Below are 13,900 nucleotides of genomic sequence, written 5' to 3' on the forward strand. Positions count from 1 at the left end.
TTGCGCGTTGCATACCAAGACTGTTTTCATTTAATTGAGCCGCTGCTCGCCAAGGTCGAGAAACCGAGCCGCTATATCGATCACGAGTGGGGCACGCTTTCCAAAGCCGATGCCGACTACCGTTGCTGCCTGATCTACCCGGATGTGTACGAGGTCGGTCTGCCCAACCAGGGCATCGCCATCCTCTACAACATCCTTAACCAGGCCGAGGGCATCTCCTGCGAGCGCGGCTATGTGCCGTGGCCCGATATGGGTGACGCCATGCGCGAGGCAGGCATTCCGCTGCTCTCGCTCGAGGGTGCAGCGCCGGTCGCTTCGTTTGATATCGTCGGTCTGCATGTGCCGCACGAGATGGCGGTGACGAACTTCCTCGAGGCTCTCGACCTCGCTGGCATTCCGCTGTTAGCGGCCGACCGCACCGAGGACGACCCCATTATCATCGCCGGCGGTCCCTCGGTGTACAACCCCGAGCCGTACGCGGCCTTCTTCGATGCCATCCTCATCGGTGAGGGTGAGGAATCGCTGCTCGAGACCTGTCAGCTGCATCGCCGCCTGCGTGACGAAGGAGTCCCGCGCGCGCAGATTGTTGAGCAGCTTGCATCCATTGCCGGCAACTACGTGCCGTCGCTCTATGAGGTTCGTCACGACGAGCCCTGCTCGCCGCATGGCTACACCGTGCCGCGTGAAGGCAAGGATGCGCCGGCCGTGGTCTACAAGCGCGTCGTCGAGGATTTCGGCGCCACGAATCCGCTGTCGCAGTCGTGCGTGCCTTATGCGCAGCTGGTCCACGACCGCCTGTCTATCGAGATCCTGCGCGGCTGCGCCCGCGGCTGTCGTTTTTGCCAGGCCGGCATGACGTATCGCCCGGTGCGTGAGCGCTCGGCCGACCAGATCGTCTCGTCGGTGATTCAGGGTCTGGAAAAGACCGGCTATGACGAGGTGTCGCTGACCTCGCTCTCCACGACCGACCACTCCTGCATTCGCGACGTGCTCGGCAGGCTCAACCGCCGCCTGGAGGATACGGGTATTCGCGTGTCTATTCCGTCGCAGCGCCTGGATTCGTTTGGCGTGGATATGGCCGAGTCGGTCGCCGGCGAAAAGAAGGGCGGACTGACGTTCGCGCCCGAGGCCGGCAGCCAGCGCATGCGCGACATCATTAACAAGAACGTGACCGAGGAGGACCTGGACCGTGCGGCCAAGGCGGCCTTCGAGGCCGGCTGGAACCGCATGAAGCTCTACTTTATGATGGGCCTTCCCGGCGAGCGCGACGAGGACATCGTGGCCATCGCCAATCTGGCCGATCACGTGCTGGAGCTCGGTCGTTCCGTGGTGCCCAAGGCTCGTCGCGGCTCGATCTCGGTGTCGATCTCGGTTTCGGTCTTTATCCCCAAGGCTGCCACGCCGTTCCAGTGGTGCCCGCAGCTCGACTACGACGACGTCAAGCGTCGCCAGAAGCTGCTCATCACGAGCGTTCGCAACCGTGCCGTCCGCGTTCATTACCACGATGCCGAGACCTCGCTCATCGAGGCCGCGCTGTCCCGCGCCGGTCGTGACATGACGCCCGTCATCATCGATGCTTGGCGCTCGGGCTCTCGCTTTGACGCCTGGGTAGAGCATTTCTCGCTCGATAACTGGAAGGAAGCTGCTGCCAAAAACGGCATCGACCTCAATGAGCTCGTGCACCTGCCCTACGAGTTGGACTGGCGCCTGCCGTGGGAGCACGTGAGCCCCGGCTGCACGCGCGGCTTCCTCGAGCGCGAGTACCGTCGCTCGCTCGAGGGCGTCACGACACCCGACTGCACCCGCACGTCGTGCACCGGCTGCGGGATCTGCCCCACGCTCCACGCCAAGAATGTATTGATGGGTGATCGCGCATGAGTGAGCGCCTGACCGACAACCCCTCGCTCTTTAGGCTTCGTGTTCGCTATGGCAAGCGCGATCGCCTTAAGTACCTGGGCCATCTCGAAGTAATCCATACCATTGAGCGCATCGTGCGCCGTGCGGGACTTCCCTATGCCGTCACGCAGGGCTTCTCTCCGCACATGCGCGTGGGCTTCTCTTCGGCGCTGCCGGTGGGTACGTCGTCGACCTGCGAGTGGTATGACCTGTTTATGACCGAGTTCGTGGCGCTCGACGAGGCGTTTGGGCGCCTGGCTGCGGCGTCTCCGGCCGATCTGGCGCCCATCGAGGCGGCGTACATCGACGTGCGCACGCCGGCGTTGACGGCGCAGCTCACGCGCCTGTCGTATCGCATCGACCTGCACTTGGATCCCGAGGCGCCCGTAAGCGCCGACGAGGTGCGTCGTGCGATCGACACGCTGCGCGCGGGCCACGGCATCGACTACGCGCGCGGCAAAAAGAGCAAGCGCTTGGATTTGGATCACACGCTCGTGGGCTATGAGCTCACGGCGGGGGAGCGCCCGGACCATTTGGTGCTCATGCTCGACACCCATGCCGACAACGAGGGCTCCATGCGTCCGGAAATTTTGCTTTCTGCTGCTGATGTTTTGTTGCAGGGCTTGACCCCGGGCGTGGATGCACCTATTGTTTCCACCGGTATGCAAGACCTCGTGACCATCTGCTCCTACGATGTCGAGCGTCAGAATCAAGCATGCGAGGACGACGAGGGCCGACTCGTCAGCCCCATACCTGTGCGAACTTGTGGATTTGCTCCACATACTCGTTGACGGGGGTATTTTCGCCTGCTACTATATTCGGCTGTTGCACTAACTGATGCATGAAGGGCAAGTAAACATGTACGCAATCGTTAACACGGGCGGCAAGCAGTACAAGGTCGCCACCGACGATGTCATCACCGTCGAGAAGATCGAGGGCAATGAGGGCGACAAGGTCACCCTGCCGGTCATCTTCCTCAACGATGGTAAGAAGATCGTCACCGATCCCGACAAGCTGGCCAAGGCCAAGGTTACCGCTCAGATCGTTGAGCAGTTCAAGGGCGAGAAGCAGCTGGTCTTCAAGTTCCACAAGCGCAAGCGCTATCGTCGTCTGAAGGGTCACCGTCAGCAGCTCACCAAGCTGAAGATCGTGAAGGTCCAGGCTACCTCCCGCGCCAAGAAGGCTGTCAAGGCAGAGGCTGAGGCTGTTGCCGAGGCTCCCGTCGCCGAGTAGATTACACTCGTAACGAAAGAGTAGGTATACACAATGGCACACAAAAAAGGACTCGGTTCCTCCCGTAATGGCCGTGACTCCCGCGGTCAGCGCCTTGGCACGAAGCGCTATGCCGGCCAGACGGTAACCACGGGCACGATTCTCGTCCGTCAGCACGGCACGCACATCCACCCGGGTGAGAACGTTGGCCGTGGTAAGGACGACACGCTGTTCGCGCTGGTCGACGGTACCGTTGAGTTCCACAAGGGTATCAAGCACAGGGTCAGCGTACGCCCGCTCGCGAACGCGTAATTCACCCTTCATAGAGCACATATGTGGGAGGCACTTGAGTTTTAGGATTCAAGGGTCTCCCTCTTTTTGTAGGAGGCGATTCTGTTGTCACAGTTCACCGATATCAGCCGCATTAACGTGTGCGGCGGCGACGGCGGAGCCGGATGCATGTCGTTTAGGCGCGAGGCATTTGTCCCCAAGGGCGGCCCCGATGGCGGCGACGGCGGTCGTGGCGGCAATGTCGTCATCCAGGCCGATGCTCAGCTGTCTTCGCTGATCGATTACCGCTTTAGGCATCACTTCCGCGCCGAGCGCGGCACGCACGGACAGGGTGCCCGTCGTAACGGTAAGAGCGGCGAGGACCTGATTCTCAAGGTCCCTATGGGTACCGTGGTGCGCGAGCTCGACCCCGAGACGCAGACCCCGATGTTCGAGATTGCCGACCTGGTGCACGATGGCGAGCGCGTCGTCGTGGCCCCTGGTGGCGCCGGTGGTCTGGGCAACACGCACTTTGTGACGTCGGTGCGCCGCGCGCCCGCGTTTGCTCAGCTGGGCGAACCGGCCGAGGAGCACTGGATCGAGCTCGAGATGAAGCTTATGGCCGATGCCGCGCTCGTGGGCTTCCCCTCGGTGGGAAAGTCCTCGCTCATCGCGCGCATGAGTGCCGCTCGTCCCAAGATCGCCGACTATCCGTTTACCACGCTCGTGCCCAATCTGGGCATGGTGCGTGCTGGCGAATATTCTTACGTCGTTGCTGACGTCCCCGGCCTTATCGAGGGCGCGAGCGAGGGCCGTGGCCTGGGTCACCAGTTCCTGCGCCACATTGAGCGTACGGCCCTGATCATGCACGTCGTCGACATGACGGGTGGTTTTGAGGATCGCGATCCGGTTGAGGACTATCACATCATCAACCGCGAGCTCGAGCAGTACGGCGCTGAGCTTTCGGAGCGTCCGCAGATCGTCGTTGCCAACAAGTGCGATGCGCCGGGCACGGCCGACAAGATTGCCGACCTCAAGCGCGCAGCGCTCGACGATGGACATATGTTCTTTGCCGTGTCTGCCGTGACGGGCGCCGGCCTCAACACGCTGATGCTTGCCGTGGGCGAGCAGGTGGCTAAGCTTCGCGCCGAGCTGGCGGTCTCTGATGAGCCGGTCGATCTGCGCGACGAGGAGTGGGAGCGTCGCCGCCTGCAGCGCGAGAAGCGTTTCCGCATTGTCCAGGAAGAGCCCGGTGCCTTCCGCGTGGTCGGTCGTGCCATTGAGCGTATGGTCATCCAGACCGACTGGGAAAACGAGGAAGCCGTCATTTACCTGCAGCATAAGTTTGCGCGTATGGGTGTTGACGACGCGCTCGAGAAGGCCGGTTGCCGTGCGGGCGACGAGGTCCGCATTTGCCAGCGCGCCTTTGACTTTGAGGGCGCCGAGGACTTCTCGGAGTACGAAGAGCTCGAGGATGCTGGCGAGGACGTTGCCGTCGAGGCCATTGACGTGGCCGATGCTGCGGATGAGGGCGTCGAGATTGTCGATGCGGTGGATGCCGCGGACGATGCCGAGACCTCGGAGGGCGAGTAAGCCATGTCGCTGCGCGGTGGAATCGGTCTGCCCGAGCTTCCTCTAGAGGACGGGCAGGAGTTTAGGCTCGGCATTATGGGTGGCACCTTTGATCCCATCCATTACGGGCACCTGGTGACCGCCGAACAGGCGCGCGAGTCGCTCGACTTGGACGCTGTGCTCTTTATGCCGGCGGGTTCTCCTGCCTTTAAGCTTGACAAGCCGGTGACGCCTGCCGAGGACCGTTATGCCATGACGGTCCTCGCCACCGCTGCGAACCCGGCCTTTTTGGCGAGCCGGTTCGAGATCGACCGTCCGGGCGTAACCTATACGGCCGATACGCTTCATGCCCTTCGCGACTTTTACCCGCCGCAGGTAAAGCTCTACTTTATTACGGGCGCTGACGCGATTATTGATATTGTGACCTGGCATGATGCCGAACGAATCGCTGAGCTTGCCACCTTTATTGCTGCGACGCGACCGGGCTTTGATATCGATACGGCGCGTGCCCGAATCAAAGAGTCGGGGCTGCCGTTCGACGTGCGCTATATTCAGATTCCGGCGCTGGCGATCAGCTCGACGAACATTCGTAAGCGAGTTGCCCGCGGCATGAGCGTGCGCTATCTTACGAGCGAGTCCGTGCTCGGCTATATTCGCAAACGCAGGCTATATGCCGATTTGGGCCAAGAAGATTTTGAGTGATGGGGGTCTACGTTGTCGGTAGAGGATCAGTTTGAGGGCGATGAGCGCGCGCTGCTCAAGCGCATTCAAGAGCTGCTCGATGTTCGCATGAAGGATAAGCGCAAGCGCTATGTGCATTCGCTGGGTGTTGCTGAGACCGCACTTCATCTGGCCGAGGTCTACGGCGTTGACCGCTTTGATGCCGCTGCCGCCGGCCTGATCCATGACTGGGACAAAGTGCTCTCCGACGACGAGCTGGTCACGCGCGCTCTGCATTACGGCATTAAGATTGCCGGCTCTCCTTCCGCCGCGACGCCGCTTTTGCATGGTCCTGTTGCCGCCTATGAGCTTCCGCAGCTTTTCCCCGAGTTGTCGCCGGCCGTTTTCCAGGCTGTCGACCGTCACACCGTGGGTGCCTGCGACATGACGCCGCTCGATATGGTGGTCTTTGTGGCCGATGCCATCGAGCCCAACCGCCACGGCGACTATGCGCATGCGCTGCGCAAGATGGTGGGGGAGTCGACGCTCGATGAGTTGTTCTTCTCCTGTTTTGCGCAGGGTCTGGTCTATGTGATCCAGTCCGGGCGCTATCTTTATCCCACGGCTATTACGATTTACAACCATTACGCCCAGCTGCGTTAGCTCGGGTGCGTCTAGAAAGAGGTATTCCATGGCCGACGAGACCATGACCGACGAGCAGATTCTTGAAGGTGTGGAGCACAAGAGCTTCGCCGCCACGTCCGACCGTACCGCCGCCTCGCTGTCCGCGAGCGGTGTCGCCGCCGAGGATGTTGCCCGCGCCGCCGCGCAGGCCGCCTACGACAAGAAGGGTGAGGACGTTCAGGTGCTCGACCTGACCGAGCTTTCCGACGTATGCGACTACTTTGTGCTTGCCACCGGTGCCAACAACCGCCAGGTCGATTCTATCGTCGACGAGATCGAGGAGAAGGTCGCCGAGGCTTGCGGCGAGCATCCGTTCTCTATCGAGGGCCGCGAGCAGAAGACCTGGATGCTCATGGACTATGGTTCGGTTGTCGTCCACGTCTTCACTCCCGAAGCCCGCGACTTCTACCGCCTCGAGAAGCTCTGGGGCGACGCCCCCCAGCTCCCCCTCAACCTCCTCTAGTAGCTCATTTGAGACGGAGTTTAGCTACCCTCACGCATATCGCCGGGCAGGTGCGGTTTTCCGCACCTGCCCGGCTTTCTTTTTGTCCAAAGGCGGTTAATCGTTGAAGCGGGATTGGCGGCCGAAGGATAGGGCGGTGTCGCCGAATTTGTCTCGGACGGCGTCGATGGCGACCGAGAGGTCGCGACGGTCGCTGGATTGGGCTCCGCGGTCGTCGACTTCGCAGAACAGGTCGGTCTGGATGCCGCCCTGATGGTCGAAGTCGCTCATGCCGATGCCCGCCAGGCGCACATGCATGCCTTCCTGCCAGATGTTGTCGAGCAGCTCGAGCGCCACCGCTACAAAGATGTTCTCATCGTCGGTCGGATGAGGCAGCCGGCGCTGTGCCGTACGCCCGCTGCCATACGAATACTTAAGCTTGAGCGTCACCGTGGCGCCTGTTAGTCCCTGACGGCGCAGACGGCGTCCCACTGACTCTCCCAACAGCGCAATCGCCGCTTCGATGTCCCCGCGCTCAGTCAAATCTTTCGCAAAGGTGCGTTCATTGCTGACCGACTTGACCTCGCGCTCTTCATCGAGACTTGTGACTTCGGAGATTTCGAGCCCCAGCGCACGTTGGCGCATGCGTTCGCCGTTGACGCCAAAAATAGAGGCCAAGGTGGATTCCGGTGCGCGTGACAGCTCGCCAAGCGTGTAGATGCGCATGCGGCGCAGCCGTTCCTCGGCCGAGCGTCCGATGCCGCTCATGGCAGATACCGGCAGCGCGGCCAAAAAGCGCTGCTCGGTTCCAGGGCGCACGATGGTCAGCCCAAACGGCTTGTCCCGCTCGCTTGCGATTTTTGCGACCGTCTTGTTGCAGCCCACGCCAATGGAGCAGGTCACCCCCAGCGCTGCCACGCGATCGCTGATGCGCTGCGCAACCAGCAGCGGGTCTTCGGGCGCAAAGCGACCCGGTGTGATATCGATAAAGGCTTCGTCGATGGATACGCGTTCAACGCGCGGGGTCTCGTCGGCGAGAATCGCCATGACCTGCGCGCTCACCTCGCGGTAGCGATCAAAGTGCCCGTGCGTCCAAATGGCTTGCGGGCACAGGCGCCGCGCCTCGGCCGAGGCCATGGCAGAGTGCACGCCAAAGCGACGCGCCTCATACGAACACGTGGACACGACGCCACGCGAATCGGCGTCTCCGCCCACGATGAGCGGCTTTCCGCGCCATTCGGGATGATCGAGCATTTCCACGCTCGCAAAAAACGCATCAAGGTCCATCAGGCCCACCGCCGGACCCGTCCAGGGAGGCGGCGTGACGCCCATGGCATCCTCATAACCGTATGTATGTTCGCGTCTTTCCATGTCATGAGTATACCGCGCAGCTCATGTGGGGTGCGTGTATGTGCTTGCAAATCCCGAATTCTTGTCTAAGATATGGATTTGCCCTCGACTACACCGAAGAAGTTGGTCTCACGGACTTCACCTGCCCGCGTCGATGGCGTATTATGTTCAACTGTTTGTTTGTAGTTGCAGCCTAAAGCTGCTTGGTTGGAGGAGTTTCCTTTGGCAGTCAAGATTCGCCTTGCTCGTCACGGCGCTAAGAAGCGTCCGTACTACCGTGTCGTCGTCGCCGATTCCCGCGCTCCGCGTGACGGTCGTATCATCGAGGAGGTTGGCCGCTACAACCCGATGACCGCCCCCAAGACCATCAACCTCGACCTCGAGAAGATCGCCGACTGGCAGTCCAAGGGCGCTCAGCTCACTGACGCCGTCGCCGCTCTGGTCAAGGCCGCCAACGAGGGCGAGAAGACTGAGACCGTCGTCAAGAAGTCCAAGAAGCAGCTCGCCAAAGAGGCCGAGGCCGCTAAGGCTGCCGCTGAGGCCGCTGAGGGCGCCGAGGAGTAAATCGTGCCTGAGGTTGACGCTGCACAGCTCGAGGGTGAGGCAATGCTCTCAGATCGCATCGCCGATCTCGTCGAATATCTCGTTGTTCAGATCGTCGACGACCCGGATTCCGTGAGCCTTGAGGTCATCGATGGTGACGACGCCTCTACGATTGAGGTTTCGGTCGCCGAGGATGACGTCGCTAAGGTCATCGGCCGTCGTGGCCGTACCATCAAGGCCATTCGCACGCTCGCCCGTGCACTGGCCGCTCGCCTCGACACTGCTGTCGAGGTAGAGGTTCTGGGCTAGGACCTTGAGGTCCCAGTACAAAAACATCGCCCGTGTGGTCAAGCCGCACGGAAGGAAGGGGGAGGTCCTCGCGCAGCCGCTGCGGGGGCTTCCTTCTGTATTAGAGCCTGGTATGCGCGTCGCCCTGACGCCGCCGGCGCTCAAGCGCGACCGCTTTTGCACGGTCGTGTCCGTCACCGATACGGGCGATGGCGATCTGGTCTCGTTTGAGGGCATTAACGACTTGACGGCCGCCGAGGGCATCACGGGATGCTATGTGCTGGCAAATCGTGACGATTTTGAGCTTGATTCGCTCGACGCCGCCTATACCGACCTGATGGGTCGCGAGGTGGTCGACGAGCGCTTCGGTTCGCTCGGCACGATCGTCGAGATCATGTCGACGCCCGCTAACGATGTTTGGGCTGTCGAGGGCGATCGGTACGGCGAGGTACTGATTCCCGTGATCGAGCAGGTTGTGCTCGATCTTCCCGACACAGGAACAATTTCCGTCCACGTTATGGACGGCCTGATCGATATGGACAAGTAGGGAGGACAACATGCTGATTGAGACCCTTTCGGTCTTTCCCGAGATGTTTGAGCCCGTCATGTCCACATCGATTTTGGGCCGCGCCCGCAAGGCCGGCCTTTTTGATTTTAAGGCGTATAACCTGCGCGACTGGACGCACGACCGCCATCGTACCGTCGATGACGAGCCGTACGGCGGCGGGCAGGGCATGCTCATGAAGGTCGAGCCTATCGCAGAGGCCATCGAGGCCATTGGCGCAGAGGGTCCCAAGCCCACGGTTGTGTTCTTCACCCCCTGTGGCGAGCCCTTTACGCAGCATGTGGCCGAGCGCCTGCTCAAAAGTGAGCGCCTGCTGTTTGTGTGCAGTCGCTACGAGGGCGTCGACGAGCGCGCGTATGCGTATGCCGATGAGCGTCTGTCGATCGGCGACTATGTGCTAACGGGCGGCGAGCTCCCCGCCATGGTCGTGGCCGATGCCGTCGTACGCCTGATTCCCGGCGCCCTTGGTGACGAAATGAGCAACGTCGACGAGTCGTTCTCGACCGCCGAGGACGGAGGACTGCTCGAGTACGCGCAGTACACCCGCCCCGCCGAGTTCAACGGCGAGGGCGTGCCGCCGGTGCTTGTGAGCGGCGATCACGCCAAGGTCGATGCCTGGCGTCGCAAGAACGCCATCGAGCGCACCTGCCGCTGGCGTCCCGATCTGATCGAGACAGCGCGGCTCACGCCCGGGGAGCGCGCTTACGCGCAGGAGATTTTGGACGCTTCGTATTCGCAGAGCGAGGAGTGAGAATGGTTCCATCGCAGCATTCCGCGTTGAGGGGCGCTTTTGAGTGGATCGCGGTCATCGCGATCGCATTGGTCGCCACCTTCTTGATTCGCTCGTTTGTGGTCGAGCCCTTTGTGGTGCCCACCGGCTCCATGGAGTCCACGATCGAGATTGGCGACCAGATCCTGGCACAAAAGGTGAGCCTCGAGCTCGGTCAGCCCGTCAAGCAGGGCGATATCGTGGTGTTTCACAACCCCGATGGCACCTCCGAGCATGATGTTCTTGTCAAGCGTGTTATTGCCACGGCCGGCCAGACGGTCGACCTGCAGGATGGCAAGGTGGTCGTTGACGGCCAAGCGCTCGACGAGGACTATACGACGGGCATGAGCTGGCCACTTTCGGTCCAAGCGCCCGGTGCTCAGGTAAGCTATCCCTACACCGTTCCCGACGGGTGCGTGTGGGTGATGGGCGACAACCGCGAAAACTCTGCCGACTCACGCTACTTTGGTCCCGTCGATCGCTCTGATTTGATCGCTGTGGCGCTTGTGCGCTACTGGCCGCTCAACCGCATCGGCGCTATCGACTAAAAACCGCTATAGTACAGTACCTAACCGTGTAATCGTTTCGACGAGGGGATATTAGAGGCATGAACGCTTCATCGCTTTCCTTCCAAGACATCATCCTGCGCCTCCAGCAGTACTGGGGCGAGCAGGGCTGCGTCATTATGCAGCCCTATGACTCCGAGGTCGGTGCCGGTACCTTCCATACCGCGACCACGCTGCGCTCGCTCGGTCCCGTCGAGTGGCGCACCTGCTATGCGCAGCCTTGCCGCCGTCCCGCCGACGGCCGCTACGGCGAGAACCCCAACCGCATGCAGCACTACTATCAGTTCCAGGTGCTCATCAAGCCCTCTCCGGTCAACGCCCAGGAGCTTTACCTGGGGTCTCTTGCCGCTATCGGTCTGGACCCCAACGACCATGACGTCCGCTTTGTCGAGGACGACTGGGAGAGCCCGACGCTCGGCGCCTGGGGCCTTGGCTGGGAGGTCTGGCTCAATGGCATGGAGGTCACGCAGTTTACGTACTTCCAGCAGGTGGGCGGTATCGAGGTCGACCCCGTTCCTGTCGAGATCACCTATGGCCTGGAGCGCATCGCCATGTATGCGCAGGGCGTCAATTCCGTCTACGACCTGGTGTGGAGCTACCTGCCCGACGGCACGCCCATGACCTATGGCGACGTGTTCCTCGAGAACGAGCGCGAGTTCAGTGCCTATAACTTTGAGGTCGCCAACGTCGAGATGATGCGTCAGAAGTTTGACGACTACGAGGCCGAGTGCCATTCCTGCCTGGAGCGCAAGCTGCCGCTGCCGGCATATGACTGCGTCATGAAGTGCAGCCACGCTTTCAACCTGCTCGATGCTCGCGGCGCCCTGTCCGCGGTCGAGCGTGCCAACTACATCTTGCGCGTCCGCGCCGTCGCCAAGGCGTGCTGCGAGGCCTACATGGCCGAGGTCGCCGGAGTCAACGAGAATGCCGACCAGGAAGGCGAGGTGGCGTAAGCCATGGCAGACGCTAAGGATTTCCTGTTTGAGATCGGTACGGAGGAAATGCCCTCCGCACCGTTGAACAATGCCGTCAAGCAGCTTGGCACCATGATCGCCAAGGGCCTCGACGAGGCCGGTCTGGCCCATGGCGAGGTCCGCGTGATCTCGAGCCCGCGTCGTCTGGCTGCGCTCGTGGCTAACGTCGCCACCGCGACCGATGAGGTTCACGAGGTCAAGCGTGGCCCCGCGGCCAACATTGCCTTCGACGCTGACGGCAACGCCACCAAGGCCGCCCAGGGCTTTGCCCGCAAGTGCGGTGTGGCTGCCGAGGATCTGGTCCGTCGCGAGGACACCGACGGTCGCGAGTATGTGTTCGCCGAGAAGAACATTCCCTCCGCACCGGCTACGCCGATTCTGACCGCCCTGTGCGAGAAGACTATCGCCGGCCTGCAGTGGCCCAACTACCGCAGCCAGCGCTGGGGCCACGAGCACGCTACGTTTGTTCGTCCGGTCCGTTGGATCTGCTGCCTTCTGGGCGAGGATGTCGTGCCCGTGTCGTTTGCCGACGTGACGAGTGGCAACACCACGCGTGGTCATCGCGTACTTGGCCCTGGTGACCATGTGGTTGCCAGCCCCGCCGTCTACGAGCAGGTGCTCGAGGACGCCGGCGTGCTTTCTGCCGAGCGTCGTCGCGAGGCCATCCTCGCCGGTATCGCCGAGGTCGAGGCCGCTCGCCCCGGTTGCCATGTCGACACGCCCAAGAAGGTCTTTGAGGAGGTCATCAACCTCTGCGAGTGGCCGACGGTGCTCGTCGGTACCTTCGATGAGGAGTTCCTCAAGGTCCCGCACGAGATTATCTGCGAGTCCATGCTCACCAACCAGCGCTACTTCCCGATCTATGACGGCGAGGGTAAGCTCACGCGTGAGTTCGTGGTCGTTTCCAACAGCAAGCCCGAGAATGCCGAGCGCGTGATCGACGGCAACGAGCGCGTTGTGCGTGCCCGTCTGGACGATGCCAAGTTCTTCTACGAGGAGGACTTGAAGATCTCCCTCGACGAGTTCCGTGAGCGTCTGGCCAAGGTTGCCTTCCAGGAGAAGCTCGGTAGCGTGCTCGTCAAGTCCGAGCGCATCGAGCAGCTCGCGCTCGCTATTGCCCGTGAGGCACACCTGGGTGCTCACCTGGCAGCCGATGCCGCTCGCGCCGCGCACCTGTGCAAGGCCGACCTGGTATCCAACGCCGTCGTCGAGTTCACGAGCCAGCAGGGCGTGATGGGCGGTTATTTCGCGACCGCGATGGGGGAGAACGACGAGGTCGCTCATGCTATTCGCGATCACTATCGTCCTCGCTTTGCCGGTGACGAGCTGCCCGAGGGCACCGCTGGCTGCATCGTGGCCTGCGCCGATAAGCTCGATACCATCGCCGGTATCTTTGCCATCGGCGAGCCCCCGACCGGCTCTTCGGACCCCTACGCGCTGCGTCGTGCCGCTATCGGCATCATCAACATCCTGCGCGACCGCCTGCCGATCGACCCCACGTCGCTCATCGACTTCGCCCTCGAGCTCTACAGTGAGCAGGGCATTGAGTTCGACGCCGCCGAGGTCGCTCAGCAGGTTCGTGACTTCTTCCATGGCCGCCTGGTGAGCATGGCCCGCGACGAAAAGATCCCGGCCGATACCGTTGCCGCCGTCTCTGCGGTGCACATCATCGCCCCGTCCGTCTTCTTCGCCCGCTGCGCCGCCCTCGACGAGGCCCGCAAGAACGACGCCGAGACGTTCGACAACCTTGCGACCGCCTATGCTCGCGCTGCGCATATCTCCAAGCCCGAGCTGGGCGTGGAGTACGACCGCAGCCTGATGGGCGAGGTCGAGCTCGCGCTTGCCGATGCCTCCGAGGCTGCTCAGACCGCTGTAGATGCCGCCCTCGCTGCTGAGGATTACCCGTCCGCATTTGCTGCCCTCGCCGCCCTGCGCGCGCCCATCGACCGTTTCTTCGACGAGGTTATGGTCATGGACAAGGACGAGCAGCTCCGCGATAATCGCCTTAAGCTGCTCAACCGCTTCGAGGCCGTTTTCTCCGGCATCGCCAACATCGGTGAGCTTGCCCGCAAAAAGTAAGCCAGCCTGCGCATAAGCGCAAAAGGAGCC

At 61.9% G+C, this 13,900-nt stretch carries 16 protein-coding genes; 15 read left to right on the forward strand and 1 reads right to left on the reverse strand.

Features of this window, described 5'->3' with window-relative positions; genetic code table 11:
• From AAAV44_RS00630 to rsfS, 8 genes are all read left to right on the forward strand, one after another.
• Positions 1-1,878: a TIGR03960 family B12-binding radical SAM protein gene (locus tag AAAV44_RS00630; RefSeq protein ID WP_349114045.1), complete on the forward strand. Its 1,878-nt coding sequence runs from the start codon at positions 1-3 to the stop codon at positions 1,876-1,878.
• Positions 1,875-2,687: a TIGR03936 family radical SAM-associated protein gene (locus tag AAAV44_RS00635; RefSeq protein WP_055285117.1), complete on the forward strand. Its 813-nt coding sequence runs from the start codon at positions 1,875-1,877 to the stop codon at positions 2,685-2,687. Before AAAV44_RS00630 ends, AAAV44_RS00635 begins: the two co-directional genes overlap by 4 nt.
• A 67-nt stretch (positions 2,688-2,754) precedes the next feature.
• Positions 2,755-3,129 carry a 50S ribosomal protein L21 gene (gene rplU / locus AAAV44_RS00640; RefSeq protein ID WP_035138585.1) on the forward strand — a complete coding sequence of 125 codons (375 nt, stop codon included), beginning with the start codon at positions 2,755-2,757 and terminating at the stop codon, positions 3,127-3,129.
• Positions 3,130-3,162: 33 nt separating this feature from the next.
• Complete coding sequence (gene rpmA / locus AAAV44_RS00645) at positions 3,163-3,420, forward strand: 50S ribosomal protein L27 (RefSeq protein WP_006236075.1); 258 nt, start codon at positions 3,163-3,165, stop codon at positions 3,418-3,420.
• An 84-nt stretch (positions 3,421-3,504) separates the two neighbouring features.
• A complete protein-coding gene (obgE, locus tag AAAV44_RS00650) occupies positions 3,505-4,971 on the forward strand; it encodes a GTPase ObgE (RefSeq protein WP_349114046.1) in 1,467 nt (488 codons plus the stop codon).
• 3 nt (positions 4,972-4,974) lie between these two features.
• The gene (nadD, locus tag AAAV44_RS00655; protein WP_055285119.1) at positions 4,975-5,652 is read left to right on the forward strand and encodes a nicotinate-nucleotide adenylyltransferase; all 678 of its coding nucleotides are present in this window, start codon (positions 4,975-4,977) and stop codon (positions 5,650-5,652) included.
• A gap of 87 nt (positions 5,653-5,739) precedes the next feature.
• On the forward strand, positions 5,740-6,273 hold the full coding sequence (gene yqeK / locus AAAV44_RS00660) for a bis(5'-nucleosyl)-tetraphosphatase (symmetrical) YqeK (protein WP_193221482.1): 534 nt from the start codon (positions 5,740-5,742) through the stop codon (positions 6,271-6,273).
• 28 nt (positions 6,274-6,301) lie between these two features.
• Positions 6,302-6,757: a ribosome silencing factor gene (gene rsfS, locus AAAV44_RS00665; RefSeq protein WP_250787751.1), complete on the forward strand. Its 456-nt coding sequence runs from the start codon at positions 6,302-6,304 to the stop codon at positions 6,755-6,757.
• 96 nt (positions 6,758-6,853) lie between these two features.
• On the opposite strand, the gene dinB is transcribed toward rsfS, so the two are convergent.
• On the reverse strand, positions 6,854-8,068 hold the full coding sequence (dinB, locus tag AAAV44_RS00670) for a DNA polymerase IV (protein WP_349114047.1): 1,215 nt from the start codon (positions 8,066-8,068) through the stop codon (positions 6,854-6,856).
• A 240-nt stretch (positions 8,069-8,308) separates the two neighbouring features.
• On the opposite strand from dinB, the gene rpsP reads away from it, so the two are divergent.
• From rpsP to glyS, 7 genes are read left to right on the forward strand one after another with little or no spacing between them, the layout of a single operon-like run.
• Positions 8,309-8,650: a 30S ribosomal protein S16 gene (rpsP, locus tag AAAV44_RS00675; RefSeq protein ID WP_022094749.1), complete on the forward strand. Its 342-nt coding sequence runs from the start codon at positions 8,309-8,311 to the stop codon at positions 8,648-8,650.
• A gap of 42 nt (positions 8,651-8,692) precedes the next feature.
• The gene (locus AAAV44_RS00680; protein ID WP_171021534.1) at positions 8,693-8,938 is read left to right on the forward strand and encodes a KH domain-containing protein; all 246 of its coding nucleotides are present in this window, start codon (positions 8,693-8,695) and stop codon (positions 8,936-8,938) included.
• Between the two features lie 34 nt (positions 8,939-8,972).
• Positions 8,973-9,464, forward strand: a complete 492-nt coding sequence (gene rimM, locus AAAV44_RS00685; protein ID WP_349114172.1) for a ribosome maturation factor RimM — start codon at positions 8,973-8,975, stop codon at positions 9,462-9,464.
• A 10-nt stretch (positions 9,465-9,474) separates the two neighbouring features.
• Entirely contained in the window at positions 9,475-10,233 is a 759-nt protein-coding gene (trmD, locus tag AAAV44_RS00690) for a tRNA (guanosine(37)-N1)-methyltransferase TrmD (protein ID WP_349114049.1), read from the forward strand.
• A 2-nt stretch (positions 10,234-10,235) separates the two neighbouring features.
• A complete protein-coding gene (lepB, locus tag AAAV44_RS00695) occupies positions 10,236-10,799 on the forward strand; it encodes a signal peptidase I (RefSeq protein WP_035138578.1) in 564 nt (187 codons plus the stop codon).
• A 59-nt stretch (positions 10,800-10,858) separates the two neighbouring features.
• The gene (locus tag AAAV44_RS00700) at positions 10,859-11,770 is read left to right on the forward strand and encodes a glycine--tRNA ligase subunit alpha (RefSeq protein ID WP_349114051.1); all 912 of its coding nucleotides are present in this window, start codon (positions 10,859-10,861) and stop codon (positions 11,768-11,770) included.
• Between the two features lie 3 nt (positions 11,771-11,773).
• Positions 11,774-13,870 carry a glycine--tRNA ligase subunit beta gene (gene glyS / locus AAAV44_RS00705; protein ID WP_349114053.1) on the forward strand — a complete coding sequence of 699 codons (2,097 nt, stop codon included), beginning with the start codon at positions 11,774-11,776 and terminating at the stop codon, positions 13,868-13,870.
• Positions 13,871-13,900: the final 30 nt, after the last annotated feature.

The organism is Collinsella sp. CLA-AP-H1 (genome assembly GCF_040092945.1).
Taxonomy (GTDB): domain Bacteria; phylum Actinomycetota; class Coriobacteriia; order Coriobacteriales; family Coriobacteriaceae; genus Collinsella.

Coding starts and splice junctions, on each gene's coding strand:
- AAAV44_RS00700 (WP_349114051.1), top strand. CDS start 10,859: ATGAACGCTTCATCGCTTTCCTTCCAAGACATCATCCTGCGCCTCCAG.
- lepB (WP_035138578.1), top strand. CDS start 10,236: ATGGTTCCATCGCAGCATTCCGCGTTGAGGGGCGCTTTTGAGTGGATC.
- AAAV44_RS00635 (WP_055285117.1), top strand. CDS start 1,875: ATGAGTGAGCGCCTGACCGACAACCCCTCGCTCTTTAGGCTTCGTGTT.
- rplU (WP_035138585.1), top strand. CDS start 2,755: ATGTACGCAATCGTTAACACGGGCGGCAAGCAGTACAAGGTCGCCACC.
- dinB (WP_349114047.1), bottom strand. CDS start 8,068: ATGGGCGTCACGCCGCCTCCCTGGACGGGTCCGGCGGTGGGCCTGATG.
- nadD (WP_055285119.1), top strand. CDS start 4,975: ATGTCGCTGCGCGGTGGAATCGGTCTGCCCGAGCTTCCTCTAGAGGAC.
- glyS (WP_349114053.1), top strand. CDS start 11,774: ATGGCAGACGCTAAGGATTTCCTGTTTGAGATCGGTACGGAGGAAATG.
- AAAV44_RS00680 (WP_171021534.1), top strand. CDS start 8,693: ATGCTCTCAGATCGCATCGCCGATCTCGTCGAATATCTCGTTGTTCAG.
- rsfS (WP_250787751.1), top strand. CDS start 6,302: ATGGCCGACGAGACCATGACCGACGAGCAGATTCTTGAAGGTGTGGAG.
- trmD (WP_349114049.1), top strand. CDS start 9,475: ATGCTGATTGAGACCCTTTCGGTCTTTCCCGAGATGTTTGAGCCCGTC.
- rpmA (WP_006236075.1), top strand. CDS start 3,163: ATGGCACACAAAAAAGGACTCGGTTCCTCCCGTAATGGCCGTGACTCC.
- yqeK (WP_193221482.1), top strand. CDS start 5,740: ATGAAGGATAAGCGCAAGCGCTATGTGCATTCGCTGGGTGTTGCTGAG.